The organism is Allobosea sp., from assembly GCF_017308075.1.
Lineage (GTDB): Bacteria > Pseudomonadota > Alphaproteobacteria > Rhizobiales > Beijerinckiaceae > Allobosea.
On sequence record NZ_JAFKFX010000062.1, the window covers coordinates 1 to 26327 of the forward strand.

The window sequence follows — 26327 nt, forward strand, 5'->3', positions numbered from 1 at the left end:
GCCGGCCCGGTGGCTAGAGCGTGGAGCCAGAACCCGATCCCATCCCGAACTCGGCCGTTAAACTCCTCAGCGCTGATGGTACTGTGTCTCAAGACCCGGGAGAGTAGGTCGTCGCCGGGCCTGTCAAGGATATCCCCTCTGAACAATGACATTCGAAAAAAGCGCCGCCGCTGATCTCCATGGGATCAGCGGCGGCGCTTTTTTGTCGTTTGGCTGTGGCGGCCTGTCCGATCAGACCATGACCGTCATGACGGTTTCGAGGACCCGCGCCAGGTTCGGTGCGCGATCGCTCAACGGCAAGGCATCCTCGGCATATTCGGTCTCGATCCCGAAGAGCACGGCGATCATCGCCAGCAGTGAGAGCAGCGGCCGACCTGCGCGAATGTCTTTTGCCGCCGGCGCGCCGGTTCGCGCCGCCTCTTGCCGTTCGGCCTGCCTGGCCGCGACCGGGAATGCAACTGCGGCAGCCGGTGCTGGACTGCGCGCCACGAGCCCGAAATCGAGCACGCGCTGCATCTTGATCAGATGACGATACCAGGCCACGGTCCTCGTCACGAGACCGCGCTCGACCTGCCCGGCCTGCAAGGCCCTGCTGATCTCCCGCACGCCGAGCGAAACGTCTGCGCAGGCCGAAAAGCCCAGAAGCTTCCGCGCCTTGTCGAATTTCACGCTGTAGTCGCGCTTGTCCGCGTCACCGGGCGCGAACTGCACCTTGACCGGCGTCGGCATCGCTCGCTCGACCTCCCGGCTCAGCTCGATCATCCGGAAATTGGCCAGGCCGATATTGAAGACCTCGCCGCCGGTGATGGCGGGATCAGCCTCCAGCGCCTGCAGGAAGGCGCGCGCGACGTCCTGGACATGCACGATCGGCCGGCGCTGCGAGCCGCCGCCCGTCACCACGATCTCACCGCGCTCGAAGGCGCTCAGGGTCATCACGTTGACGACCAGATCGAAGCGCATGCGCGGCGACAGGCCGAACACGGTCGCATTGCGCAGGGCGACAGTGGTGAAGCCCGGCCGGTTCATCGCCCTGATCGCCGCTTCCGCCTTCGCCGCAGCCTGGGCATAGGCCGTCAGCGGATTGAGCTCGCTGTCTTCGCCGAGTTCCTCGTCCCCGCCAGCGCCGTAGACCGAGCAGGACCCCGAGAACACATAGCGTTCGACTCCCGCCTTCTGGGCGCTGCGGGCAAGCTCGATCCGACCCTTCTCGTTGATCTCCCAGGTCAGACGCAGATCGACCTCGGCCGAGGGATCATTCGACAGGCCGGAGAGATCGATGACGCCCCAGCAGCCTTCCAGCTCGCGCGGGGTCAGGTCGCGGATGTCTATCGTCCTGGTCTCGAGCGCCGGGCGATCGGCATAGTGGTCGAGCGTATTCGCGCCGAAATAGAAGCGGTCCAGCGCCCGAACCCGATAGCCCGCGTCGAGCAGGCGCCCGACCAGAACCGAGCCGATGTAGCCGCCGGCACCGGTTACGGCAATGATCTTGCTCATAGTGCAGCCACTCCTCTCTCTTCGATCATCCGGGAATCAAGGGACGGCAGGACCGCGCCGTGCAGGATGTTCAGGACATGGTCCTGCTCGTCCTGGCGCAAGGTCGGGAACAGCGGCAAGCACAATGTGCCTTCGCCCCAGTCGAGGGAGACCGGGAAGCCGTTGCGCGGAACCGTGGGGTCGTTGCGGTACAGGCTGAGCTCGGGCACGCTGCGGTAATTGACCGTCGCCCCGATGCCGTGATCGTTCAGCACCCGCATCACCCGGTCGCGCTGGCCGCCGGGGACATGGATCGGGAACAGGTGCCGGGCCGAGACGGCCTCGGCCTCGATCGCCGGAAAGCCGAGCGGCGTCGCCGCCAGGTTCTCCTCATAACGTCGGGCGAGACGCTCGCGCTGCGCGAGACGCGCATCGACACTGTCCAGCTGCGTCTCCAGCAACACGGCCAGAAGATCCGGAAGATTGGCTTTCGTCCCGAGCCGCGCCACATCCCAATGCTGGTAGCGCCCACCCGAGAAGCGTTGCGCCGCAGCGGCCGACATGCCGTGCAGCACCGCCTCCTTGAGGTTTGCGGCGAGCGCGCCATCCTGCGTGATCACGGCGCCGCCTTCGCCGCAAGTGACGTTCTTGGTGGCGTAGAAGGAGAAGATCGCGGCGTCGCTGTCCTGGCCGGGGCGACGCCCGCCGCGCCGGCCTTCGAAGCAGTGGGCGGCATCCTCGATGATCCGGATTCCTGCGGGCAGCGCGGCGCGCAGGGCTGGGATTTCGACCATCTGGCCATAGAGATGGACCGGGATCACGGCCCTGGTCCGCGACGTGACTGCGGCCCTGACCGATGCGATGTCGATCAGCAGCGTCGAAGGCTCGACATCGACGAAGACCGGCGTCGCGCCGACCTGTTTGACGACATTCGCCGTCGCCACGAAGGTCATCGCCGGCACGATCACCTCATCGCCCGGCCCGATTCCGAGGGCGAGCAGGACGGCCACCGCGCCTTGCGTCCAGCTGCTGGTCAACTTGGCGTGGGAAACCCCGAAAATGGCGCAGAGCTTGTCCTCGACCCGGGAGCAATACTGTCCGCTTGTCAGAAATCCGCTTTCGATGACTTCTGCCACCAGTGTCGCACTGCTCGCCGGCAATGAATGACGGTAAAACGGCACCCGCATGCTCGCCTCCCGACCGAAATTTTTAATTTTGAGGAGCGATGATCGAAATTTTAATCTGAAAGATGCATGCGAAATAGGGTCATGGAAAATTGTAGAGATCAATCAAATAGATTTGATTTCTAACAACTCACAAGGATTATCTCGTAAATACATTTATGAATGGGGGAGTAACTCCTTTTTCCCATATTGGTCGGTGTGCCCGGCACGCTCCGGCACACGATCCGTCATCGGCAGGCCGCGATAGAGCTCGCGCAGCGAGGCGGCGATCCCGGTCCAGTCGCCTATGGCCAGGGCGACACGATAGGCGTTTCCCGACAGGCGGCGCCATTGCGCCGGATCGATCGTCTCCGCGGCGTGCATCGCCTCCGCGACAGATTCGGCGCTGAGGCCTGCGATCGCAAACCCGCCGCCGCCCGCCTCGACCTGGCCGAGGAGCCCGGTTCCCTCCGAGAGGATGAGCGGCAGGCCCATGAGCCCGGCTTCCATCAGCGCCAGCGGCATATGGTCGAAGCGTGACGGCGCGACGTAGAAATCCCATTGGCTGGCCGCCTCGACCTTGTCCTGCCCGAAGCGTGGCCCCTCGATCGTGCAGAGGTCGCCGATGCCGAGTGCGGCGCACATCTCGGTCAGTTGCTGATGTGTCTGTCCGCTGCCGAACAGCGCGAGCCTGCCCTTGCCGCCGGTATGGCGATAGCGCGCGAACCCGGCGATCAGCAGGTCGAGACCCTTGTGCTCGATCGCCAGGCGGCCGAAGAAGCCGAAGGTCGGGAAGGCGGCGGACGGACTGCGATGGCGCGGCGCCTGCGGGATCCCGTCCAGGCGGCTCGAATAGACCGCATTGGGCAGCAGCGCGACCTTGGCGCCGGGCACCAGCCAGCGCACGACGTCGGCTTCGTGCGGGGTCAGGGCATGGACGAAGCGCGCCGCATTCAGCGCAAAACGCTCGATAAGCTTGATGTAGAGCACGGCCCTGGGGCGCTCCAGCTTGCCGTCCAGGCTGTAGATGTGGCCGAAGCGGCTATGGGCGGTGATGCCGAAAGGCAGACCGCGCCGACGCATGGCGCGCGAGATCGGCAGGAGCAGCGGCTGCCGGACGCCGTGTATGTGATAGACGGTCGATGGGCCGCTCTCGGCGAGGATCGCCTCCAGCACGTCGCGGTCCAGCCCGATATGGCGCCCCAGTACCCGCCGCCCCCGCAAGGGCAAAATCTGCGTCGGTATGCCTGACGGGATGTCCGGTGTCCGTCCCGGTGCGGTCAGGAAGATGAGGCGCGAACGATCTCCGGCATGGATCTGCTCCAGCGCGAGCTGTCGCGCGACCTGATGCAGCCCATTGGCTGCCGATGGATGATCGTCCGCTTCATCGAAGATCAGATGTCGAATGTCGAGGGGGCGATCCTGCAGACCACGTTCCGGAAACCCGCCATCCGAACTCATTGCCACACCTGTTCTTGTCTGATCCCACGAATGGCGCCGCAAACCGTTGAAAGGCCGCGCCGGTTGAAGTCAGCCGCAATCGTCGGTGTTCGCGAGGCGCGGAGATAGTGCGCGGAAGGGGTAGTCAGAGTGGCGAGTATGCGTGCTGTGGCATCGTTCGCCCTGGAGGTGGGAGCGCCTATCGGCTACCGGGCCGCCATGTCCAGGCGCGCGCCGATCCATCGTCCCGCCCGTTCCAGTGCCGCGAGGTCGATGCCGGTCGAGATACCTTTCGCTTCGAAATGCGCGACGAGGCGTTCGGTCGCCAGATTGCCGGCGGCGCCGGGTGCATAGGGGCAGCCGCCGGAGCCGCCGACCGCGCCGTCGAAGATGCGTAGGCCGAGCCGCCAGGCCACCTCGACATTGGCGATCGCCTGGCCCGAAGTGTCGTGGAAATGCCCGGCGAGCATGGCCGCCGGCGCGCGCCTCAGCGTTGCCTCGACCATCGCCTGCGTCCGCTCCGGCGTGCCGCGCCCCAGCGTGTCGGAGAGTGCGATCTCGCTGCAGCCGAGCGCCAGAAGCTCGGCCGAGACGGAAGCGACCGCATCTGGTGCGATCTCTCCCTCATAGGGACAATCCAGCGCGCAGGAGACATAGCCGCGGACCGGCACTCCGGCGCGTTCCGCCAGCCTCATCACAGGCCGGAAGCGCGCAATGCTCTCGGCGATCGAGCAATTGGTGTTCTTCCGGCAGAAGCTTTCCGAGGCCGCCGTGAACACGGCGAGCGCCTGCGCGCCTGCGGCAAGCGCGGCCTCGGCTCCCTTCTCGTTCGGGACCAGGGCCGAATAGACGACGCCCGGCCGGCGGGTGATGCCACGCATCACCGCCTCATGGTCGGCCATTTGCGGCACCCAGCGCGGCGAGACGAAGGCCGTCGCCTCGATGCGGGAGAGGCCGGCCTCCGCCAGCCTGCCGATCAAGGCGAGCTTGTCGGCAGTCGTGATCGGTGTCGTCTCGTTCTGCAGGCCGTCGCGCGGACCGACCTCGACGATGACGACCTCGCGCCCCGCCATCTCAGGCTCCGAGATAGGCCGAGCGGACGCGCTCGTCGCGTAGCAGCTCGGCGCCGGTGCCCTCCAGCGTGATCGTGCCGGTCTCGATGACATAGGCCCGGTCGGCGACGGCGAGCGCCTGATTGGCCATTTGCTCGACCAGGAGGATGGTCATCCCTTCCTCGCGCAGCCGGCGGATCACGGAAAAGACCTCGCGCACGATCAGCGGCGCGAGACCGAGCGAGGGCTCGTCGAGCAGGAGCAGCTTCGGCCGCGCCATCAGCGCGCGCGCGATCGCCAGCATCTGTTGTTCGCCGCCTGACAGCGTGCCGGCGAGCTGGTCCTGTCGCTCGGCGAGGCGCGGGAAGATGCCGAAATAGCGTTCGATGTCCGCGGCGATGCCGTCCTCGTCGCGGCGCGCATAGGCGCCGAGCACGAGATTGTCGCGCACGTTCTGGTCGCCGAAGACCATGCGTCCTTCCGGCGAATGGCCGATGCCGAGCCGGACGCATTCATGGCCCTTGATACCGGCGATGTCGCGCCCCTCGAAGCGGATCGCGCCGCTTGCGACCTTCACCAGCCCGCCGATCGCCCGCATCAGCGTCGACTTGCCGGCACCGTTGCCGCCGATCAGCGTCACGACCTCGCCTTGCCCGACGGAAAGCGAGATGCCTTTCAGTGCCTCGACCGCGCCATAGCGGACCTTCAGCCCCTCGATCGCGAGCATGCTCATGCGGCCTCGTCCTCTTCGGCGCCGAGATAGGCGGCGACGACCTTGGGATCCCGGCGGATCGCCTCTGGCCGCCCCGCGGCGATCAGCGCGCCATAGTCGAGCACCAGCACATGCTGCGAGATGCCCATGACGAGATCCATGTGGTGCTCGATCAGCAGCACGGTGACGCCGGCCTGCTGGATGCGGCGGATGACCTCGCCGAGCTCGTGCGTCTCCTGCGGGTTGAGCCCGGCCGCCGGCTCGTCGAGCAGGAGGAGTTTTGGCTGCGAGGCCAGGGCGCGGGCGATCTCGAGCCGCCGCTGCAGGCCATAGGGCAGGCTCTTCGCCGGCTCATGGGCGCGTTCGCCGAGGCCGAGATCGGTCAGCAGCGCCAGGGCATCGGCACGCGCCTTGGCCTCCATCCGGCGGCTTGAGGGCAAGCCGAGCAGCGAGGCGGCAAAGCCGGTCTCGATGTGCAGATGCGCGCCGAGCAGGACGTTGTCGAGCGCCGAGAGTTCGCCGAACAGCTTCAGGTTCTGGAAGGTCCGCGCGATGCCGAGCCCGGCGACGCGGTGCGCGGCGAAGCCGACCGTCTCGCGCCCCTCGAAGCGGATCGAGCCGCCATCGGGCGCGACATGCCCGGAAAGCAGGTTGAGCAGGGTCGTCTTGCCGGCCCCGTTCGGGCCGATCAGCGCATGGACCTTGCCGGCGCTGATCGCGAAGGAGACATTGCGGACCGGCACGATGCCGCCATAGGCCTTGTAGAGATCCTTCACGACGAGGATCTCGCCGCTCGCCGGTGCTGACGAGGCTGCCGCCAGCGCACTGTGTCCGGAGACCTCGGGCCTCGTCTCGGCGGGCTTTCGCCACCGCGCCGCGAGCCCGGAGACGGCGCCCGCGATGCCGTTCGGCATCAGATAGAGCGAGAACAGCAGCAGCGCGCCATAGGTGAAGTGCTGCAATGCCGGCCAGCGCGCCAGCCAGGCGTCGAGCAGGGTCAGGATCACCGCGCCGAAGATCGGTCCGTAGAGCGAGCCCGAGCCGCCGAAGATCACCACCACCAGGAGCAGGATCGACAGGTTGAAGGTGATGAAGTCGGAGTTGAAATACTGGTTCTGCTGCGCGACCACGGCGCCGGCGAGCGCACAGGTCACGGCCGAGATCACGAAAGCCAGCGTCTTGGCGCGCACCACCGAGATGCCGACCGATTGCGCCGCCGGCTCCGCCATCTGTACCGCGAGGAAAGCCCGGCCATAGCGGCCGGCGAGCAGCGAGCGCAGCATCAGATGCGTCGCGATGCACAGCGCTCCGACGAACCAGACCCAGTGCAGATTGGTGAAGCTGACTCCGCCGAGCGAGGGCGGGCTGATTCCGTAGAAGCCGGCCTGGCCCTTGAAGATGTCGGTCCATTCCGTGACGATCTTCTCGACGACGATGCCGAAGCCGATCGTCACCATGGCCAGGCTCGGGCCCGAGACGCGCACCGAGGGCATCGCGATGACAAGGCCGAAGATCGCGCCGAAGAGACAGGCCAGCACCAGCGAGAGCCAGGGATTGATGCCCCATTCGATATTGGCGATCGCCGCCGTATAGGCGCCGACCGCGAAGAGCCCGGCATGGCCCAGCGATTTCTGCCCGGCATAGCCGACGAGCACATTGAGGCCGGCGGCGGCGAGATAGTTCACCCCGATCGTGAACAGGATCTGCAGGTAGAAATCGTTGAGCGAGAGATAGGGCACGAGCGCCAGCGCCGCCGCGAGCGCCGCCACCCCGATGGCATGGGCGAGCGCCGGCATCAGATCTTCTCCACGCTGCGCGCGCCCATCAGCCCGCTCGGGCGGACGACCAGCACGATGATGATCAGCAGGAAGATGGTGATCTCGCGCATCTCGGCGCGCCACAATCCGACCAGCGCCTCGACCACGCCGAGCAGGAAGCCGCCGAGCATGCAGCCGCGCGGGCTGGTCAGGCCGCCGACGATCGCGGCCGAGAAGGCCTTCAGCGCGACGCCGAGCCCGATGAAGACCGAGGCCGTGGTGATCGGCGCGATCAGGATGCCGGCGAGACCGGCCAAAGCCGAGGAGATCACGAAGGCGAGGATGACGATGGTCTCGACATTGATGCCGACGATTACCGCCGCCTGCGGGTTGAAGGCGACGGCTCGCAGCGCCTTGCCGAAGCGGGTCTTGCGCAGGACGATGTCGAGCCCGACCATGACTGCGACCGCGACGACCGCGATCAGCACCTCCTGCGGCCGGATGCCGGCGCCTGCGATGCGCCAGACATCGCTGCCGAGCGGCGAGGGCACCGCGATCGAGGCCGGGCCCCAGATCGCCAGCGCGGTGTTCTGCATGATGATGCCGAAGCCGATCGTGCTCAGCACCCAGTTGAGCCCGCCGGCCCCGACGAAGGGCTTGATCGCGCAATAGTAGAGCGCGACGCCGATGGCGCCGACCACGACGACGCTGGCGATCGTCGCCAGCACATAGGCGGTCATCGTCATCTCGGCCTGGGTGAGATTGCCGAAATGCGGCTTGCCCGCCGCCAGCAGCAAGAGCGAGACGCCGACCAGGCTGCCCGGCACCAGGAAGGCGCCCTGGCCGAAATTGAAGGTCTTGGTCGTGGCGTAGGTGATGTTGAAGCCGAGCGCGATCAATCCATAGATCGCGCCCAGCGCCAGACCGCTGGCCAGAGCCTGAAGAAATGCCGTCATCGTCTCTCCGCCACGACTCAGGTCGTTTGCGCCATCATTCTGAGCGGCCAGCGTCTGGAGTCGCCAGCCACCAATCCGTTTCCACTCGCAAGCCGTCACGCTCGCCCCTGCGGCGAGCATCCACGTCTTGAACACCGCATGTGATCAGTGAAGCGAAGACGTGGATGGTCGGGACAAGCCCGACCATGACGGAAGGAGGCAGCTGAAAACTGCTCAGCGCTTCAGATCGGCCGCCGTCAGGCCCTTGACCACGGCGTCGTCGAGCTTGACCACGCGGCCATCCTTCCACTGCGCGAGATGGAAGTCGGCGACGCCGAGCGCCTCGTGCTGTTCCTTGCTGAAGGGCTTCTCGTACTTCTTGATGATGCCCTGCACGGCGCCGAGATTCTCCAGCGCCTGCTGGACCTTCGGCCCCTCGGTGCCGCCGGCCTGCTTGATGGCGGCGGCGATCAGCATCACCGCGTCATAGCCTTGCGCCGCCGAGACGAAGGCCGGCATGTTCGGATGCTTGGCCATCAGGCGCTTGTGCAGTGCTGCGGCGCGGTCGCTGGCGTCCTCGGTGGTCGACGCCGCGAAGATCGTCTTCTCGGCGAGCTTGGGCCCGGCGATGTTGATCAGCGGCGTGTTGATCGAGCCCCAGGTCGAGAGCAGGCCGGGATAGTAGTCCATCTTCTCCATGCTCTTCAGCACCTGCGCGGTGGCGTCCGCCAGCGAGCCGGTGATGATCATGTCCGCGCCGGCTGCCTTCAGCTTGGCGAGCTGCGAGGTCATGTCGGTGTCCTTCGGCCCGAATTTCTCGATGCCGACCGGCTTGATGCCGTGCAAAGCGAGGATATCCTGAAGATCCTTGGTCGCGGCCTGGCCGTAGCCGGTGGTGTCGGCGATGATCGCGACTTTCTTGCTCTTCGAGGCCTTGACCGCATAGGCGGCGAGCAGAGCCAGCTGCTCGCGGTCGACCATCGAGACGCGGAAGATGTAATTCTGCGGCTCCTTGGCGTAGCGGGCGGTGATGTCTGTCGCGGTCGCGACATGCGAGACCACCGGCACCTTCTTCTGCTGCGGGATGTGCAGCCAGGCGAGCGCATTGCCGGAATTGGTCGGGCCGACCACGGCCGCGACCTTCTCGTTGTCGATCAGTTCGTTCATGTTCTGGATCGACTTCGGCGGCGCGCCGGCATCGTCGCGGACCACGCCGACGAGCTTGCGGCCGAGCACGCCGCCCTGCGCGTTGATATCCTCGATCGCCGCCTGGAAGCCGTAGAGGCCGGAGAGGCCGAGCTCGGCCGCGCCGGAGGCCGACTGGTCGGCATTGTAGCCGATCTTGATCTCGTTCTGGGCGAAGGCCGGCAGCGACAGCGCCATGCCGGTCGAGACCAGCAGGGCGCCGAGCGCGCGGCGGGAAATCAGGGGGTTCATGAGCGTTCCTCCGGTTTTCGTCCGCTTTATGCGGTTCTGTGGTGGGTGTCGAAGAGGGTAGGGAGCAGGATCAGCCGCCCTTGCGGCGCTCCGCCAGCAGTTCGCGGGCCCGGTCGACGCGGACATCGTGCGTGCGGGCGAGTTCGGCGGCGATCGTCTCGATCTCGGCGCCTTCGGCACCGGCGACGATGGCGATGTTACGGGCGTGCAGCGCCATATGGCCGCGCTGGATGCCTTCGGTCGCCAGCGCCCGAAGCGCGGCCATGTTCTGGGCGAGCCCGACCGCGACGGTGACCTCGGCCAGCTCCTGCGCGCTGGTGACGCCGAGCAAGCGAAGCGCCCATTGCGCCAGCGGATGGGTCTTGGTGGCGCCGCCGACCAGGCCGAGCGCCATCGGCATCTCGATCGAGCCGACGAGGTTGCCGTCCTTGTCCTCCTCCCAGGTCGTCAGCGAGGTGTAGCGGCCGCTGCGCGCGGCATAGGCATGGGCGCCGGCCTCGATGGCGCGCCAGTCATTGCCGGTCGCGACCACCACGGGGTCGATGCCGTTCATGATGCCCTTATTGTGGGTGGTGGCGCGGTAGGGGTCGATCGCCGCGAAGGTATAGGCGTCGAGCATGCCGTCGATCATGCGCCGGCCGGAGAATTCCTTGGTCGCCAGCGCCGCCTCGGGAATGCTGACGGTCGCCCGCGCCAGCCGGAGATCGGCGAGGTTCGACAGGATGCGCAGGCGCACCGTGCCGCCGGTGATGCGCTCGACGATCGGCGCGACCGTCTCGGCCATGGTGTTGACGGTGTTGGCGCCCATGGCGTCGCGGACATCGACCAGGAGGTGCATCACCACGATCGGCCCGCGCGGGGTCTGCGGGAAGACATGGACCTCGATGCCCTGGCAGCCGCCGCCGAGCGAGACCAGCACCTTGTCCTTGGCGTTGGCGGCGGCGACGATCTCGGCTTGCGCCGCCAGCAGCTTGTGGCGCGCGCCTTCGGGATCACCGATGCCGAGCAGCTGGACCTGCGCCCGCATGATCGGCCGGTCGCTCGAGGTGCGGAAGCCGCCGGAGCCGCGGGCGATCCGCGCCATATAGGAGGCGGCGGCGACGACCGAGGGTTCCTCGACCGCCATCGGGATCAGATAGTCCTTGCCGTTGACGGTGAAGTTGGTGGCGACGCCGAGCGGCAATTCGAAGGTGCCGACGACGTTCTCGATCATGCCATTGGCGAGATTGAGCGGCAGCCCGCCGGGCTGGGCGAGCAAGGCGAGGTCGGCATCGGCCAGGCCGGCAGCGGCGACGGCCTGGGACAGTCGCTCGGCGCAGCTCAGATTGCGATAGTTCTCGATCCGCGAATTCACTGCGCGCGCGGCGCCGCCGCGTGCCTGGGCCGTCGTCATGTCGTTTCCTCCCCAGCCGGGGTTTTTGCTGCGCCGCGTTGGACATCGACGCTTCTTCGATTGACAAGCTCGGACAATCGCCTGAGAGCGACAAGGCACAATTTCTGCAATGTCCCATTCTCTGTACCAGTCGATTTGCTGGTACAGATGTGAGGTCCGATGGACGAGCAGGCCGAAGCCAACCGCACCGGCGCGATCGTCGCGCGGATCGCCCGGATGATCGACGAGGGGCTGCTCCAGCCCGGGCGGCGCATGGCCTCGTTGCGGACTGCCGCCGGCGAGCACGGCGTCTCGAAGAACACCATGGTCGAGGTCTATGACCGGCTCGTCGCCAGCGGCCGGCTCGAGGCCCGGCGTGGCGCCGGCTTCTATGTCCGCGCCCCCGGCCATCGTCCCAGCGAGGCGCCTCCACAGCATATGACCGAGGCGATCGACATCGTCTCGCTGCTGCGCGAGCAGCTTTGTCAGGTCCATCCGGTTCGGGTCGGCGACGGGCGCCCGCCCTCTTCCTGGATGGAGGATTCCGAGCTCGGCCGGCATTTGCGCCTGCGCGGCGGCAAGGACGATCTGCCGGTCAAGCACGGCTATGGCGATCCGGTCGGCTATGGGCCGCTGCGCGCCCAGATCGGCCTGATGTTGGCCGAGCGCTCGATCCAGGCCTCGCCCGCGCAGATCCTGATGACCTTCGGCGTCAACCACGCACTCGACCTGATCATCCGCCATCTGCTACAGCCCGGCGACACCGTTCTGGTCGACAGCCCCGGCTATTACCCGCTCTTCGGCAAGCTGAAGCTCGGGCGCATCGAGATCGCCGGCGTCCGCCGCCTGGCCGACGGGCCGGATCTCGACGATCTCTCCGCCCAGATCGCCCGGCACCGGCCGAAGATCTTCTTCACCCAGTCGCTGGCGCATAATCCGACCGGCGGCTCGATTGCCCTGCCGATCGCCCATCGCCTGTTGCAGATCGCCGCCCATCACGACCTGATCATCGTCGAGGACGATCCGTTCGCCGATGTGATGCCGGCGAGCGCGCCGCGGCTCGCCGCGCTCGACCAGCTCGAACGCGTCATCTATGTCGGCACCTTCTCCAAGACGCTCTCGGCCAGCCTGCGCATCGGCTATATCGCCGCGAGTCCGGCGCTCGCCCGCTCGCTCGGCGACATGAAGATGCTGACCGTGGTCAACTCGTCCGGCTATCTTGAGCGGCTGATCAGCGACCTGATCGCCAGTGGCCAGTACCGCCATCATCTCAAGCGCCTGGGCGAGAGGATCGGCAAGGCGACACGCAGCGCCTTCGCCAGCCTCGACCGTCTCGGCCTGCCGATCTTCGCCCGCCAGGGCGGCGGCTATTATCTCTGGGTCGGTCTGCCCGCGCGGCTGGACGATCTCGCGCTGGCGCGCCGGGCTTCGGAGCAGGGCATCTTCATCGCGCCGGGCACGGTCTTCCTGCCCGATCGGCGCTCCGGCGAGCTCGATGCCGGTCCATCGGGCATGCGCGTCAACGTCGCCTATGCCGATGATCCCGCCTTCGTCGCCTTCCTCCAGAAGGAGCTGGGTGACTTTGCCGCGGCCGGTGTCGGCCTGGCTGAGCGGTCGTGAGGCGCACCAGCTCTACAAGCCCGACGCGCTTTCCGTGCTCGGCGACAAGCCGCCGGCGCCGGCAGCGCGCGCCCCGGTCGAGCATGGCCGCAGAGCCGAGCATGCATGCGATTGCGGCCGGGCCATTCAAGCGGGCCCGGCCAGCGCTCTTCGTCTAGTCGACGAATGCGTAGCGGGCTTCGAGTTCCTTGTAGAAATCGTGCTGCACCATCGCTTGCCGCTCGCGGAACGAGGCGACCATATGCTCCAGCCCGGCGGCGCTGCCGCTTTCGTGGAGCGCGGTGAGGACGTCGCGCATCGCTTTCACGGCGGCCTGCAAGGGCGCATTCGCATAGATGATGCCGGCGAAGCCCATCTCCTGCAGACGCTCGCGCGGCAGGATCGGGGTCTTGCCGCCGATCACGAGATTGCAGATCTGCGGGCCGGGACATTCCGCGCCGATCCGCGCGAGATCGGCCTCCGCCTGCGGAGCCTCGACGAAGAGCATGTCGGCGCCGGCCTCGTGGAACAGATGTGCCCGCTCGATCGCCGCTTCAATGCCGTCGGTCGCGATCGCATCGGTCCGGGCGAGGATCAGCGTGTCCTCTGATTTGCGGGCATCGACCGCCGCCTTGATCTTTCCGACCATCTCGCCGGCCGGGACCACCGCCTTGCCGTCGAAATGGCCGCAGCGTTTCGGGAAGACCTGGTCCTCCAGCTGGATCGCAGAGGCGCCCGCGCGCTCGAACATCTGCACCGTGCGGTAGACGTTGACCCCGTTGCCGAAGCCGGTGTCCGCATCGGCGATGAGCGCGATCTCCACGGCGTCGCGAATGGCCCAGACATGGTCGGCCATCTCCTTCACGGAGATCAGGCCGACATCCGGTTTGCCCAGATGGGTGTTCGTTACGCCGGCACCCGTCACCAACAGAACCCGATAGCCGGTTTCCTCGATCACCCGCGCGGTCAACGCATTCGCGGCGCCGGGAATGAGCTCCGCCGCGGCGGGAACGAGAACCGACTTCAGGGATGGGCGCATCGATCGCTCCTTTGGAAACCAAAATGTACCAGGTCGCCCTTATTGCATACAATGAAGTTTGGACAAGGCGAATCTATAAGAGTTGACGGGCTTAAAATCTCAAAGTTACATACAATCAAATCAGGAGGAGGCTATGACGACGGCGGCACCGCGATGGCCGTGCGGTCTGTCGGTCGAGGGTGAGAGAATGGGCCTGCACAGCAAGCAGCTAGAAACATTGAACAGCGTTGTCCGCACGCTCCGGGTTTGCGGGCGCGACTATCGTTATGTGTCGCTTGCAGCGCTTCAGGAGATCATGCCGTCGGCACGCATCGCGCAGTTGCCGGTGTCGCTGAAGGTGCTGCTGGAGAACCTCCTGCGCAGCATGCCGCGCGGCAGCGTGTCGATCGAGGACGTTGCGGCGGTGGCTCGCGGCGAAGAGGCCGGGGAGCGCGAGATCTGCTTCCATCCCGTGCGTGTGCTGATGCCGGATTCCTCGGGCATTCCGCTTCTCGCCGATCTCACGGCGATGCGCGAGGCCATGGTGAGGGCGGGGCGCAGCGGAGCTTGCGTCAATCCGATGATCCCGGTCGACATCGTCGTCGATCACTCGGCTACTGCGGAATTCGCCCGCAGCAGCACCGCCTTCGCGCGCAATCTGGAGCTCGAATACCGGCTGAACGATGAGCGCTACAAGTTCCTCAAATGGGCGGCGACCGCCTATGAGAACTTCCGCGTCCTGCCGCCGGGCAGCGGCATCGTGCATCAGGTCAACCTGGAGTTTCTGGCGCGTCCGATCTGGAGTGAGGAGATCGAGGGAGCTCTCTGGGCCTATCCCGACACGCTTGTCGGCATGGACAGCCATACGCCGATGATCAACGGCATCGGCGTGCTTGGCTGGGGCGTCGGCGGCATCGAGGCCGGCTCGGCGATGCTCGCCGAGCCGATCACCATGCAGCTGCCGGAGGTCGTGGGCTGCCGTTTGACAGGCGCTCTGCGCGAGGGCGTCACCAGCACCGATCTGGTGCTGACCGTCACGGAGCGCCTGCGCAAGGTCGGCGTTGTCGGTCGCCTCGTCGAGTTCACCGGCCCCGGCCTGACCGCATTGTCCGTTCCGGATCGCGCGACGCTCGCAAACATGGCGCCGGAATACGGGGCGACGATGGGCTTCAGTCCGATCGACGCCGAAACCATTCGCTATCTGCGCGAAAGCGGCAGGGCCGAAGCCGACATCGCCCTGGCCGAAGCCTATGCCAAGGAGCAGGGGATGTGGGGGGGCGAGGATGCTCGCCGCGTCTACAGCCAGGTCATCGACATCGACCTCGCCGAGATCGAAACCTCGGTCTCCGGCCCCCGCCGCCCGCAGGATCGCCGGCGCCTTGCCGACGTTCCCGCGAGTTTCGGAGAGTTCTTCGATGGGCGGACGCGACCAGCCGCGCCCGCCCCCTCCGGCGGGGAAAAGCGGCCGCTCGCCGAAGGCGACGTGGTGATCGCCTCGATCACCTCCTGCACCAACACCTCGAATCCGTCCCTGCTGATTGCCGCCGGGCTTCTGGCGCGCAAGGCGAGGGCGCTCGGGCTCGAAGCCAAGCCCTGGGTCAAGACCTCACTCTCGCCCGGCTCCCGCATCGTCGCGGATTACCTCGCAGCTTCGGAGCTGCAGCTGGACCTCGATGCGATCGGTTTCAACATCGTCGGCTTCGGCTGCATGACCTGCGCCGGCGGGTCGGGCTCTCTGGCGCCCGAGATCGAAGCCGAGATCCGCGAGCGCAATCTCGTGGTCGCGGCCGTGCTTTCGGCCAACCGGAATTTCGAGGGGCGCACCCATCCGCTGGCACGCGCCGGCTATCTCTGCTCGCCGCCGCTCACCATCGCCTATGCGCTGGCCGGCAATGTCCTGGTCGACTTCGAGAAGGAGCCGCTGGGCCTCGGCACGGGCGGGCGCGAAATCTATCTGCGGGACATCTGGCCGGACGCACGGGAGATCGCGGACATCGTGTCCCGCCATGTCACGCCCGATCTGTTCGCGACCCGCAAGGCCCGCCTGTTCGAGGGAGACGAATACTGGTCCCGGCTGGAGGCGCCGACGGAAGAGCTGTTCCGGTGGGCGCCCGGAAGCACCTATCTGCGTCGGCCGCCCTTTTTCGATCCGGAGTTCGTGGACCGTCCCCGTGGAACGCCCGACATCCTGGGAGCGCGAGCCCTTCTGGTCCTGGGCGACAGCATCACGACCGACCATATCTCGCCGGGTTCGGCGATCCCGGAGGACAGTGAGGCGGGACGCTATCTCAAATCCTGCGGCGTCGAGCCCCGGGACTTCAGCTCCTACATTGCGAGGCGCGTGAACCATGAAGTGATGATGCGCGGCACCTTCGCCAATCTGCGCCTCGTCAACGAGATGGCGCCGGGCCGCACCGGCGGGTTCACCCGCCTGCAGCCCAGCGGCGAGGAGATGTCCGTATTCGAAGCCTCGCGCCGCTATCGCGAAGCCGGCACGCCGCTGATCGTTGTCGCAGGCAGGGAATACGGCACCGGCTCCTCCCGCGACTGGGCGGCAAAGGGCACCCGGCTCCTGGGCGTGAACGCCGTTCTGGCCGAGAGCTTTGAGCGCATTCATCGCTCCAATCTGGTGGGCATGGGCGTGCTGCCACTGGAATTCCGCCCTGGCGAAAGCCGCCATAGCTGGCAGCTGGACGGGACGGAAACCTACGACATGCGAGCCCTCGCAGAAGGGCTCAGGCCCAAGGCCGAGCTCCACATCACGGTTCACAGGACAGATCGAGAGAGCGTCGAGGTGCCGGTGATCTGCCGCATCGACACTGATCGCGAGCTCGAATGGTACCGCAATGGCGGCGTGTTGCAGCACGTCTTCCGGACGATCCGCAACTGAGTCCACGGCTGAAACGACCGCGAAAAATTCATTCGGGAGGAAAACAATGACAGAAAACGGAACCAAGCTGCCGCTGCAGCGCCGCAGCTTCATGATCGGCGCCGCCGCGACCGGCGCCAGCGTTGCCATGCCCTCGCTGGTCCGCGCCGCCCGCTGGCCGGAAAGACCTCTCACGATGATCGTGCCGTCGGATGCCGGCGGCAGCATCGACCGCGCGATCCGGGGCCTTTCCACGGTGATGCAGAAGCATATCGGCCAGCCGATCCAGGTCGAAAACCGCCCCGGTGGCTCCTTCATGCTAGGAGTGCGGTATTTTCTGCAGCAGCCTCAGGATGGAAACGTGATCCTGGCGCATGCCCTCTCGCCCTATATCGCCTCCTCGATCCTGTTCCATCAGGCGCCCTACAAGATCGAGGATTTCGCGTTCATGAACGCCTTCTGGTCGGATTGGGACGTTATCGCCGCCTACAAGGATTCTCCGTACCGGACGCTTCCCGATCTGCTGAAGGCGATCAAGGAAAACCCCAAAAAGGTGCGCGCGAGTGTCGTGACCGGCTCAAGCGGTCATCTTACGACGCTGCTGATGCTGCAGCGGGCGGGTATTCCGATTGGCAACCTGAACCTCGTCACGTTCCAGGGCGGCGGACAGGCGCGGCAAGCCATCGCCGGCGGCCAGGTCGACTTCATCGTCATCGCGGGCAGCGGCAGCGAGGGCGTGCGCGAATTCGTCAAGCCGCTTGCCGTCGTTCGGGACACCCCACATCCCGACTGGGACGCACCCGTCCTGGCCGAGGCGACCAAATCCATGGGCCTGTCATTGCCCGTTCTGCCCGGGTCGATGCGCGGACTGGCGATGTCGGCGCGGTTCCGCGCCGAGCATCCGGACCGCTGGGACATCATCCAGGCGGCCCACAAGGCCACCTTGCAGGATCCCGATTTCATCAAGTTCGCCGAGAGCAACGCGATGGGACACGACTGGTTGGGCCCCGAGAAGACCACCGAGAAGGTGAAGGCCGTCCACGACATCTTCGCCGAATTCAAACCCCTGCTCCAGCGCTGACGTCGCCAGGTCATGAAGCGCTTCCTGGAAAAATTCGGCGACCTGCTCGTCGTATCGGCCTGCGCGGCGGCAACGATCGCCTATGTCGTCGATGCGCAGGCCAAGTCGCGCTCGGTCGAAAACCTTGCCTTCATCGTCCCGCTCGCCATTGCGATTCTCGGGCTCTGCCTGCTGGTCGCCGTCACGCGGCGGCGGCCGGCCGGCGCTGTCGGGGAAGCGGAAGCTACCACGCAATCCGAAGGAGGCGCGGCCAATGCCGCGCTTCCCTTCTACTGTTTCGGCCTGCTCGTCGCCTATGTCCTGTCGATCCCGCATATCGGGTTCGACCTGGCCAATATGGTCTTCGTCGCCCTGTTCGTCTGGCTGCAGGCGGCACGTCAGCCGCTGCACGCCCTGCTTTTCGGAGCCTTGTTCGGCCTCGGAGCGGCATGGGCCTTCCAAATGATCCTTCCGTACCGACTTCCGATGACCCTGCTCTAGGAGCGCCCGCCATGTGGATCGACTTTTCGGCGCTCGATGGAGCCCTGTCCCTTCTCGGCGGCTCCTGGATGGCCTGGGCCGTCGTGCCTCTGGGCCTGATGATCGGCCTGATCTTCGGCGCCATTCCGGGCATGCAGACCTCGATGGCGATGGCCATCTTTCTGCCTGCGACGCTGTACATGGACTTCCTGTCGGCGATGCTGTTTCTGACCGCGATCTTCACCGGGGGAGGCTTCGGCGGCGGAATCTCGTCGATCCTGATCGGCATACCCGGCACGTCGACGGCGGTCGCCACCACGTTCGACGGCTATCCCATGACCCGCAAGGGTCAGCACAACGAGGCGCTGGGCGCTGCTCTTTTCTCCTCCTGTGTCGGGATGCTCTTCTCCTACGTCATCCTGTTCCTGACGATCGGTTTCCTGGCGAGTTTCGTCCTCAATTTCGGCCCCCTCGAAATGCTGATGGTGGCCCTCTGGGGCGTGACATTGATCGGGATTCTGGGCGGCAAGAGCTTCTCGAAAGGGCTTCTCGCGGGGTTGTTCGGCCTGCTTTTGGGAACCATCGGCACCAGTCCCATCGGCGTGACGCGCGGCACCTTCGGGATTCCGGATCTGCTCGACGGCATACCGGTCGTCCCGGCGATGCTCGGCTTGTTCGCGGTCTCCGAGCTGATCAGCCTGACGCAGCGCGACTATATCGTCGGCTCCGAAGATTCCCGCCGCCTGAATTTCGGCCGCATCATCGCCGGTTTCGGTATGGCCATGCGATATCCCGGCACCTTGCTCCAGGGCAGCGTGATGGGCGCGCTGATCGGCGCCATACCCGGGGTCGGCTCATCCGTGTCGAATCTCGCCTCCTATGCCGAGGCGCGGCGTCGCGACCCGAATCCCGAGAGTTTCGGGCAGGGCAATCCGAAAGGTGTCGTTGCTGCCGAATCGGCGAATTCGAGCTCGGAAGGCGGCTCGATGGTGACACTGCTGGCGCTGGGCCTGCCGGGCGGCGGCGGCACGGCGGTCATGCTGGCGGCCTTCGCCGCCCATAACATCACCGGCGGCCCCAAATTCATTCGCGACCAGACCGACATTGTCTACGCGATCATTCTGGGAAACATGGCGCAGGCCTTCCTCCTCCTGCTCCTTGGCCTGTTCACGATCCATTTCATCAGCGCACTGGTCAAAGTGCCGATCCGCTACCTGACGGCCGCCGTTCTGGTGATGTCGGTCACCGGAGCCTATGCCCTGACCGGCAACATGCTCGGCCCCTATGTGCTGATCGCATTCGGCGCGCTCGGCTGGCTGATGCGCCGCTTCAACTATTCCATTGCGGCGATGGTGGTCGGGCTGCTGATGGGGAGCCTTTGCGACACCAATCTGGTGTATGTCTATCAGATCAGCGGTGGAGACTGGCAGTACCTGTTCGAACGGCCTCTTGCATTGGCCTTGGCACTTCTGCTGGTAGTTTGCGTGGCGGTCGTTCCAATGCTGCGATGGTATAGGGGCCTCTCCGCCGCAGCGGCACAAGCAGGGCGGAAACCGGCATGACGGCGAGGGTGGAGTCCGGTTCGCTCGTGGACCTCGTCGTCGAGCGGATCGAGAAGGCGATATTGCTGGGCGAGTATCCGGCGGGGATGAAGCTCTCGGAGCAGTCGCTCGCCACCGAGCTCGGGGTCAGCAGAAGCCCCATGCGCGAGGCTTTTCGTCGCCTCGAGGGCAAGAAGCTCGTCGTGCGCCGGCACAATGCCGGCGCAAGGGTGGCCGAGCATTCGGCGAAGGAATTGCGCGAGGTCCTCGAGATCCGCGAAGCGCTGGAAAGCTATGCCGCCCGCAAGGCGGCGGAGAACATGACGGCTGAGGAGAAGGAGGCGCTCCTGCAATTGGTGGCGCGGCAGAGGGAGTATGAGCGCCAGGGCCTGACCGCCGACCGCAACCAGTCCCCCGAGCAGGATTTCCATCTCTTCGTGATCCGCGGCAGCAAGAACGACCGCCTGTCCGACATGCTCTACGGCGACCTCTACTACGCCCTGCGCGTTCTTCGCTATCGCTCGAGCTCCCATGCCGGGCGCAACCGGCTGGCGATCGAAGAGCACGCAGTCGTCGCAGCCGCGATCGCGGCAGGCCAGCCCGAGGTCGCCGAACAGGCCATGCGCGTTCATCTGCGCCGTTCGCACGAGAACATGCTGCACGCCGAGCGCGGCAAAGCCTGAGCATCGCGTTGTCCTGGCGCTCCGAGGCGTCGTGGCCTTGCGGTAAGGCCGCCTCGGCCATGCCCGGGCACTTGGTCGGTCCCTGCTCCATGCCCTGCCCGAACCCGCGAGCACGGGCCAGCATCCAAAACCCTTCACAGGAGCGGAAGTTGGCCTGCTGCCTGGAAGCGGTCGCTGATGCCAAGATAACGGATGAGGGCGACGCGGGGCGGCGCTTCGGTGACATCTATCATGGCGTGTCCGGTTACTCGCTGACCAGCGTGCGCGCCTTCAACAGGGTGAGCAGGCCCTCGTCGCGCCGCGCCTCGAGCTCGGCGATCGAGCGGCCGCCCGCTTCCTCCGCCACGCCTGCGATGATCTTCGCCTGGACATCGGTGTCGAGCGAGGGACTGCCGAGCGACTGCCAGCGCCGCACCTGGCTCGGTCCGAGATGGGCGAGGTAGCCGGCGATGCCGCCTTCGCCCCCGCCGAGGTGATAGGTCATGTGCGGTCCCATCAGGGCCCAGCGCAGGCCTGGGCCGTTGCAGAGTGCGGCGTCGATATCGGCGACGCTGGCGACGCCCTGTTCGACCAGATGCACCGCCTCGCGATAAAGCGCCGAGGCGAGGCGGTTGGCGATATGGCCAGGCATTTCGCGGTTGAGAATGACCGGGCGTCGTCCGAGCGCGCGATAGAATGCTGCCGCACGGGCGACGATCAGGGGATCGGCTCCGACGATCTCGACCAGCGGCACGAGATGCGGCGGGTTGAACGGATGCGCTACGATGATCCGCTCGGGCTGCGCGCAATCGGCAACGATGGCGCTGCGGACCAGAGCCGATGTTGAACTGGCGATGACGACCTCGGACGGAAGCAGGCCGTCGATTTCGGCGAGCAGCCTGCGCTTGACGGCCTCGTTCTCCGGGCCGTTCTCCTGAACGAAACCGGCGCCTTCAAGCGAAGCCGCAAGATCGTCCGAGAAGCCGACGGCGCCGGAGCCCGTCAATCCGAGTTCCGCCAATTGCGCCCGCGCCCGCTCGACATAGCTCAGGAAGCGCGCCTCGGCCTCGGGATTGGGGTCGTAGGCGCAGACGCGGATCCCATGGGCGCTGGCGAGGGCTGCCCAGCTGGCGCCGATCATGCCGGCCCCGACGATCGCGAGGCGCTTGACGGTTTCGCTCATCGGTTGCGCCCCGCGCTCGTCACTCGGGCTTGATGCCGCTTGCCTTGATCAGCTCGGCCCATTTCGTGATCTCGCTTTCGATCAGCTTCGACGCCTCGCTCGGCGTGCTCGGCTTCGGGTCGACGCCTTGCAGCGCGAGCGCTTCCCTCACCTTCGTGCTCTGCAGCGCCTTGTTCAACTCGGCGTTCAACTTGTCCAGAACCGGTTGCGGCGTGCCCGTCGTGGCGAGCAGGCCGAACCAGGACGAGACCTCGAAGCCGTCCAGCCCCTGCGAGATCGCGGTCGGCGTCTCCGGCATGAAGGGCGAAGCCTCCCGGCCGGTGGTCGCGATGGCACGCAGCGAGCCCGCTTTCACATGCTGGAGGACGGCAGGGATGGTATCGAACATGATCTTGACCTGGCCGCCGACCATATCGGTCATCGCCGGCCCAGAGCCGCGATAGGGCACGACCGGCATCTTGGTGCCCGCCTTCAGGTTGAAGAGTTCGCCCGAAAGATGCTGAGGCGAGCCCTGGCCCGAAGAGGCGTAGGAGAAATCGGACGGGTTGGCTTTGATGAGCGCGACCAGTTCGGGCACGGTCTTGGCCTGTACAGAAGGATGGACGACCAAAGCGAGCCCGACATTACCGGCAAGTCCGACGGGCACGAAATCCTTCTTCAGGTCGAAGCCCGGCTTGGCCTGGAAACTCATATTGATCGAGTGGCTGGTCAGCGCGCCGAGCATCAGGGTGTAGCCATCGGGCGTCGCACGCGCGGCGGCCTGTGCACCGACGCTGCCGCCCGCGCCTGCCCGGTTTTCCACGACGACGCGCTGGCCGAGGCCGTTCGACAGTTCCTCGGCGACGACGCGGCCGATGATGTCGGTGGCGCCGCCAGGCGCATAGGGCACGATCAGGGTGATCGGCTTCTGCGGGTAGGCCTGCGCGAAGGCCGTAACGGGAAGAGCCAGCGAAAGGCCGGCGAGCGCGCCGATCAGGTGGCGACGGTCGAGCATGGGGTTATCCTCCGGAAGTGATCGCGCGGGCCGGTTGGCTCCAGCCTCGTCGGGAACTTTTGGGCCGGGGCGGCCGATCAGCAGAAATCGAAATCGCAGCCCTCGTCGGCCTGCAGGACGGTCGTCAGATAGAGGTGACGATAGCCGCGCGTGGCCTCGGAGAGATGCGCCGGCGGCTGCCACTCGGCCTTGCGCCGCTCGAGTTCGGCATCCTCGACCAGGAGCGCGATCTCGCGAGCCTCGACGTCGAGGCGGATCATGTCGCCATCGCGGACGAGCCCGAGCGGACCGCCCACAGCCGATTCCGGCGTGATATGCAGCACGATCGTGCCGAAGGCGGTGCCGCTCATCCGGGCATCGGAGATCCGGACCATGTCCTTGACGCCGGCCTGGGCCAGCTTCTTGGGGATCGGGATATAGCCCGCTTCCGGCATGCCGGGCGCGCCCTTGGGACCGGCATTGGTCAACACCAGGACGTCGTCTGCCTTCACGTCGAGGTCGGGATCGTCCATCCGCCGCACCATGTCTTCGACCGAGGCGAAGACGACCGCGCGCCCGGTGTGTTTCAGCAGCGCAGGAGAGGCCGCGGAGTGCTTGATCACCGCGCCGCCGGGCGCGAGATTGCCGCGGAGCACGGCCATGCCGCCGGTCGGCTTCACCGGGCTCGCGGCGGTGCGGATGATGCTCTGGTTCGGCACGTCCTCGGCTGCGTCGGCGACCTCGCCGATGGTGCGTCCGTCGATCGTCGGAGCCGAGCGGTCGAGATGGTCGCCGAGCTCCTTCATCAGCTTCGGCACGCCGCCGGCCCAATGGAAGTGCTCCATATAGTGGTCGCCGGAGGGCTTGAGATCGATCAGCACCGGGACCTTGCGGCCGATCGCGTCGAATTCCTCGAGGTCGATCGAGAGGCCCGCGCGACGCGCGATCGCGGCCAGGTGCACGAGGCCGTTGGTCGAGCCGCCGATCGCCTGAAGCACGGTCAGCGCATTTCGGAAGGCGGTTTCGGTCAAGATATCGCTCGGCTTCGGCCCGCCCTTGGCGAGCCTGACCGCCTCGCGCCCGCTGGCTTCGGCGGCGCGGATACGGTCGGCATGGGTGGCAGGGATGGTGCCGGAGCCCGGCAGCGCGATGCCGAGCGCCTCGACGAGGCAGCCCATGGTGCTGGCCGTGCCCATCACCATGCACGTACCCTGCGTCGGCGCGAGCCGCCCGCTCAGCACTTCGATTTCGGCCTCGTCGATCTGGCCGGCACGATGCTGGCCCCAGAGGCGGCGGCAATCGGTGCAGGCGCCGAGCACCTCGCCCTTGTGATGGCCGACGAGCATCGGGCCGGTGATCAGCTGGATCGCCGGGATGTCGGCGCTGACGGCGCCCATCAGCTGGGCCGGCACCGTCTTGTCGCAGCCGCCGATCAGCACGACGGAATCGCAGGGCTGGGCCCGGATCATCTCCTCGGTGTCGATGGCCATGAGGTTGCGCAGGAACATCGAGGTCGGGTTGGCGAAGGATTCGTGGATGGAGATCGTCGGGAACTCCATCGGCAAGCCGCCCGCCAGCATCACGCCGCGCTTCACCGCCTCGATCAGCCGCGGCACGTTGCCATGGCAGGGATTGAAGTCGCTGAAGGTGTTGGTGATGCCGATGATCGGCCGGTCGAGCGCATCGTCCGAGAAGCCCGCCGCCTTGATGAAGGCCTTGCGCAGGAACAGGGAGAAGCCGGGATCGCCATAGGTCGCAAGATTGCGGCGCATGCCACGTGCCGCGGGCTTCGATGATCGGGTATCGTTCTCGGACGCGCTCATGGCGCCAGCAGAATGTTCGGCAACAGGATTGTCAACAATTATGTCGAGGCGTTATAAACTGGCATGGCTGTGACCGCCCTGAAAGCTCAGACCGCCGAGCGCGTTCGCGGCGTTGCCGCGACGCTCGAGGAGGAGATCGTTCTCGGCTGGCTCATGCCGCGCGAGCGCCTGATCGAGGAGGAACTGGCCGAACGGCTCGACGTAAAGCGGCATGTGGTCCGCGAGGCGTTGGCAGAGCTGGAGCGCGTAGGCCTGGTCGAACGCGTCCCGAACCGCGGCGCTTTCGTAAAATTGCTCGATCCGGTCGAGGTGCGGCAGATCTACCTGGTGCGCGAGGCGCTGGAGACGCTCGCGGCCGAGCAGATTCCCTTGTCGGCGCCGGATAGGCTGCTGTCGCAGCTGGAGAAAATCCAGGGCGTTCACAGTGCCGCCGTTGCGTCGGGCGATGCGCGCGCTGCCTTCCGCGCTAACATGATCTTCCACGAGGCCTTGTTCGCCGCTTGCGGCAATCCTCATCTCGTCGAACTGATCCAGACCATGGCTCAGAAGGTTCACGGCGCGCGTTCGATCACAGCTGCCAGCGCGGAGCACCTGGCGCTCGCGCGCGACGAGCACCTTGGAATGATCGAAGCGATCAAGGCTGGAGATAGGGTCCGTCTGGTTGCTCTTTGCCGCAAGCACCTCGGACCTTCACGAGATGCTTACATTGCAGCGGCCGAGGCGCGTGTGGCGCGCTCGAAGCCTGTCACCCGATAACTGCCTCCAGGAATGGTCAGGCTCTGTCGCCAGGAAGTAGACCAACCCGGCCAATGCTCTCTCAGGTCCGCATCCCAGGCTTGAATCATGCCGCGGCAATCCCTTCCCCATACAGGTTGGCCGACAAGCTTCCGAAAGCGCCGACAGCGAGCTTCGCCGACGCGGTGAGCGGCGTTCCGGGTCTCGAAACGCGCCTACCGCCGCTGTTCTCGGAAGGATTGTTGACCGGCCGCTTCTCGCTGGAACGCTATCCCGCACTTTCCGCCAGCAACGCCGCGCGCCTCTATGGCCTCGACGATCGCAAGGGCCGCTCGGTCGCCTCGGCAAACGCATCGCGATAGGCCTCGGCCTCATCGGCGACGGCATCGTCATGGTCGATTTCGTGAACGGCCTGCTTGCAGATCTCGCAGGCGAGGGCCCGCACATCGGCTCGGCCCAGGGGCGGCTGGCTCAGCGATTCGAAGCAGGTGCGAGAATGCTTAGCGCGAGCTTGAACCGCTTCTTGGCGAACTTCGCCTCTTTGGTCCTGAGCGAGAAGACGACCTAGCGGCGGCTGACGACGGATCGATGTCCATCGATCGCGGGCGACCGGCCCGATACCCTTGCCGTTCGGGCAAAGGCCAGTGCTCGCTTCGTAAGCAAAAAATAAAAACCCGTCTTGGTAGTGACGGGCCGTGTCATCTGAAGAACCAATCAACACGACCGCAAGACTAATGCGGTGTCGATCGGTTCTTTTCGATGCGGAACTCTTTCTCTTGCTTGAAGAGAAGGAGTGGTGCCCCGGAGAGGACTCGAATCTCCATTGCGGGTCGCTATGCGTTGAAAATAAACGGTTTTTTTGGTATCCGACAAATTCAGGTGTTAAAGCCAAGTGGTGAAGTGACTGATCCGCCCCCGCCGAGAGGTCCGGGTTGAATGTTAGTGGACGGTTGGCCTCGACGCCAGCGCGGGCGGCGTAGCAGGACCGGGTTGCGCAGCCGCCCGCGCGGCCATGGCGGGGATGAAGACCTCGGGGGCGGGAG

The 26327-nt window shown here is 66.0% G+C and carries 22 protein-coding genes and 1 rRNA gene; 9 read left to right on the top strand and 14 right to left on the bottom strand.

Annotated features, from left to right (window positions below):
* The first annotated feature begins 5 nt into the window (after nucleotides 1-5).
* Nucleotides 6-120: ribosomal RNA gene (rrf, locus tag J0J10_RS26865) — 5S ribosomal RNA — on the top strand.
* A gap of 111 nt (nucleotides 121-231) precedes the next feature.
* On the opposite strand, the gene J0J10_RS26870 is transcribed toward rrf, so the two are convergent.
* The 3 genes from J0J10_RS26870 to J0J10_RS26880 are packed head-to-tail and all read right to left on the bottom strand — an operon-like array spanning nucleotide 232 to nucleotide 4064.
* Nucleotides 232-1494, bottom strand: coding sequence for an NAD-dependent epimerase/dehydratase family protein (locus tag J0J10_RS26870; RefSeq protein WP_291650660.1), 1263 nt, complete (start codon nucleotides 1492-1494; stop codon nucleotides 232-234).
* Nucleotides 1491-2762, bottom strand: coding sequence for a DegT/DnrJ/EryC1/StrS family aminotransferase (locus tag J0J10_RS26875; RefSeq protein ID WP_291650662.1), 1272 nt, complete (start codon nucleotides 2760-2762; stop codon nucleotides 1491-1493). The genes J0J10_RS26870 and J0J10_RS26875 overlap by 4 nt, the downstream gene beginning before the upstream one ends.
* Before the next feature lie 51 nt (nucleotides 2763-2813).
* Complete coding sequence (locus J0J10_RS26880) at nucleotides 2814-4064, bottom strand: glycosyltransferase (protein WP_291650689.1); 1251 nt, start codon at nucleotides 4062-4064, stop codon at nucleotides 2814-2816.
* On the opposite strand from J0J10_RS26880, the gene J0J10_RS26885 reads away from it, so the two are divergent.
* Complete coding sequence (locus J0J10_RS26885; RefSeq protein ID WP_291650693.1) at nucleotides 3948-4205, top strand: hypothetical protein; 258 nt, start codon at nucleotides 3948-3950, stop codon at nucleotides 4203-4205. The two genes, J0J10_RS26880 and J0J10_RS26885, sit on opposite strands and share 117 nt — an antisense overlap.
* 77 nt (nucleotides 4206-4282) lie before the next feature.
* Here the strand turns inward: J0J10_RS26885 and J0J10_RS26890 are convergent, their stop codons facing one another.
* The 6 genes from J0J10_RS26890 to J0J10_RS26915 form a co-directional block, all read right to left on the bottom strand.
* Entirely contained in the window at nucleotides 4283-5149 is an 867-nt protein-coding gene (locus tag J0J10_RS26890) for a hydroxymethylglutaryl-CoA lyase (protein ID WP_291650663.1), read from the bottom strand.
* Nucleotide 5150: 1 nt separating this feature from the next.
* Nucleotides 5151-5855, bottom strand: coding sequence for an ABC transporter ATP-binding protein (locus J0J10_RS26895; RefSeq protein ID WP_291650692.1), 705 nt, complete (start codon nucleotides 5853-5855; stop codon nucleotides 5151-5153).
* Between the two features lie 2 nt (nucleotides 5856-5857).
* Nucleotides 5858-7636: a branched-chain amino acid ABC transporter ATP-binding protein/permease gene (locus tag J0J10_RS26900; RefSeq protein WP_291650665.1), complete on the bottom strand. Its 1779-nt coding sequence runs from the start codon at nucleotides 7634-7636 to the stop codon at nucleotides 5858-5860.
* Nucleotides 7636-8553 (bottom strand): branched-chain amino acid ABC transporter permease, encoded by a 918-nt coding sequence (locus J0J10_RS26905; protein WP_291650667.1) that lies wholly within the window; start codon nucleotides 8551-8553, stop codon nucleotides 7636-7638. The genes J0J10_RS26900 and J0J10_RS26905 overlap by 1 nt, the downstream gene beginning before the upstream one ends.
* A gap of 213 nt (nucleotides 8554-8766) precedes the next feature.
* Entirely contained in the window at nucleotides 8767-9969 is a 1203-nt protein-coding gene (locus J0J10_RS26910; RefSeq protein WP_291650668.1) for an ABC transporter substrate-binding protein, read from the bottom strand.
* 70 nt (nucleotides 9970-10039) lie between these two features.
* The gene (locus tag J0J10_RS26915) at nucleotides 10040-11362 is read right to left on the bottom strand and encodes a hydroxymethylglutaryl-CoA reductase, degradative (RefSeq protein ID WP_291650670.1); all 1323 of its coding nucleotides are present in this window, start codon (nucleotides 11360-11362) and stop codon (nucleotides 10040-10042) included.
* Nucleotides 11363-11521: 159 nt separating this feature from the next.
* Between J0J10_RS26915 and J0J10_RS26920 the strand changes: the two genes are divergently transcribed.
* On the top strand, nucleotides 11522-12961 hold the full coding sequence (locus tag J0J10_RS26920; protein WP_291650672.1) for an aminotransferase-like domain-containing protein: 1440 nt from the start codon (nucleotides 11522-11524) through the stop codon (nucleotides 12959-12961).
* Nucleotides 12962-13115: 154 nt separating this feature from the next.
* Here the strand turns inward: J0J10_RS26920 and J0J10_RS26925 are convergent, their stop codons facing one another.
* Nucleotides 13116-13979, bottom strand: a complete 864-nt coding sequence (locus tag J0J10_RS26925) for an isocitrate lyase/PEP mutase family protein (protein WP_291650674.1) — start codon at nucleotides 13977-13979, stop codon at nucleotides 13116-13118.
* A 187-nt stretch (nucleotides 13980-14166) separates the two neighbouring features.
* Between J0J10_RS26925 and acnA the strand changes: the two genes are divergently transcribed.
* The 5 genes from acnA (at nucleotide 14167) to J0J10_RS26950 (ending at nucleotide 20591) form a co-directional block, all read left to right on the top strand.
* Complete coding sequence (gene acnA, locus J0J10_RS26930) at nucleotides 14167-16848, top strand: aconitate hydratase AcnA (RefSeq protein ID WP_291650676.1); 2682 nt, start codon at nucleotides 14167-14169, stop codon at nucleotides 16846-16848.
* A gap of 91 nt (nucleotides 16849-16939) precedes the next feature.
* A complete protein-coding gene (locus tag J0J10_RS26935) occupies nucleotides 16940-17908 on the top strand; it encodes a tripartite tricarboxylate transporter substrate binding protein (RefSeq protein WP_291650678.1) in 969 nt (322 codons plus the stop codon).
* A 12-nt stretch (nucleotides 17909-17920) separates the two neighbouring features.
* Nucleotides 17921-18388, top strand: coding sequence for a tripartite tricarboxylate transporter TctB family protein (locus J0J10_RS26940; protein ID WP_291639998.1), 468 nt, complete (start codon nucleotides 17921-17923; stop codon nucleotides 18386-18388).
* A 68-nt stretch (nucleotides 18389-18456) separates the two neighbouring features.
* Nucleotides 18457-19929, top strand: a complete 1473-nt coding sequence (locus tag J0J10_RS26945) for a tripartite tricarboxylate transporter permease (protein WP_291650680.1) — start codon at nucleotides 18457-18459, stop codon at nucleotides 19927-19929.
* On the top strand, nucleotides 19926-20591 hold the full coding sequence (locus J0J10_RS26950; RefSeq protein ID WP_291639994.1) for a GntR family transcriptional regulator: 666 nt from the start codon (nucleotides 19926-19928) through the stop codon (nucleotides 20589-20591). Before J0J10_RS26945 ends, J0J10_RS26950 begins: the two co-directional genes overlap by 4 nt.
* A gap of 244 nt (nucleotides 20592-20835) precedes the next feature.
* Here J0J10_RS26950 and J0J10_RS26955 read toward each other — a convergent pair whose 3' ends face one another.
* The 3 genes from J0J10_RS26955 to J0J10_RS26965 form a co-directional block, all read right to left on the bottom strand.
* Entirely contained in the window at nucleotides 20836-21753 is a 918-nt protein-coding gene (locus J0J10_RS26955; protein ID WP_291650681.1) for a 3-hydroxyacyl-CoA dehydrogenase NAD-binding domain-containing protein, read from the bottom strand.
* A gap of 19 nt (nucleotides 21754-21772) precedes the next feature.
* Nucleotides 21773-22747 carry a Bug family tripartite tricarboxylate transporter substrate binding protein gene (locus J0J10_RS26960; protein WP_291650682.1) on the bottom strand — a complete coding sequence of 325 codons (975 nt, stop codon included), beginning with the start codon at nucleotides 22745-22747 and terminating at the stop codon, nucleotides 21773-21775.
* Nucleotides 22748-22824: 77 nt separating this feature from the next.
* Nucleotides 22825-24498 carry an IlvD/Edd family dehydratase gene (locus J0J10_RS26965; protein ID WP_291650683.1) on the bottom strand — a complete coding sequence of 558 codons (1674 nt, stop codon included), beginning with the start codon at nucleotides 24496-24498 and terminating at the stop codon, nucleotides 22825-22827.
* A 114-nt stretch (nucleotides 24499-24612) separates the two neighbouring features.
* On the opposite strand from J0J10_RS26965, the gene J0J10_RS26970 reads away from it, so the two are divergent.
* Nucleotides 24613-25305 (top strand): GntR family transcriptional regulator, encoded by a 693-nt coding sequence (locus tag J0J10_RS26970; protein WP_291650685.1) that lies wholly within the window; start codon nucleotides 24613-24615, stop codon nucleotides 25303-25305.
* A 283-nt stretch (nucleotides 25306-25588) separates the two neighbouring features.
* Here J0J10_RS26970 and J0J10_RS26975 read toward each other — a convergent pair.
* Nucleotides 25589-26327: hypothetical protein (locus tag J0J10_RS26975; protein WP_291650687.1), on the bottom strand; the 739-nt coding region annotated here is incomplete at its 5' end.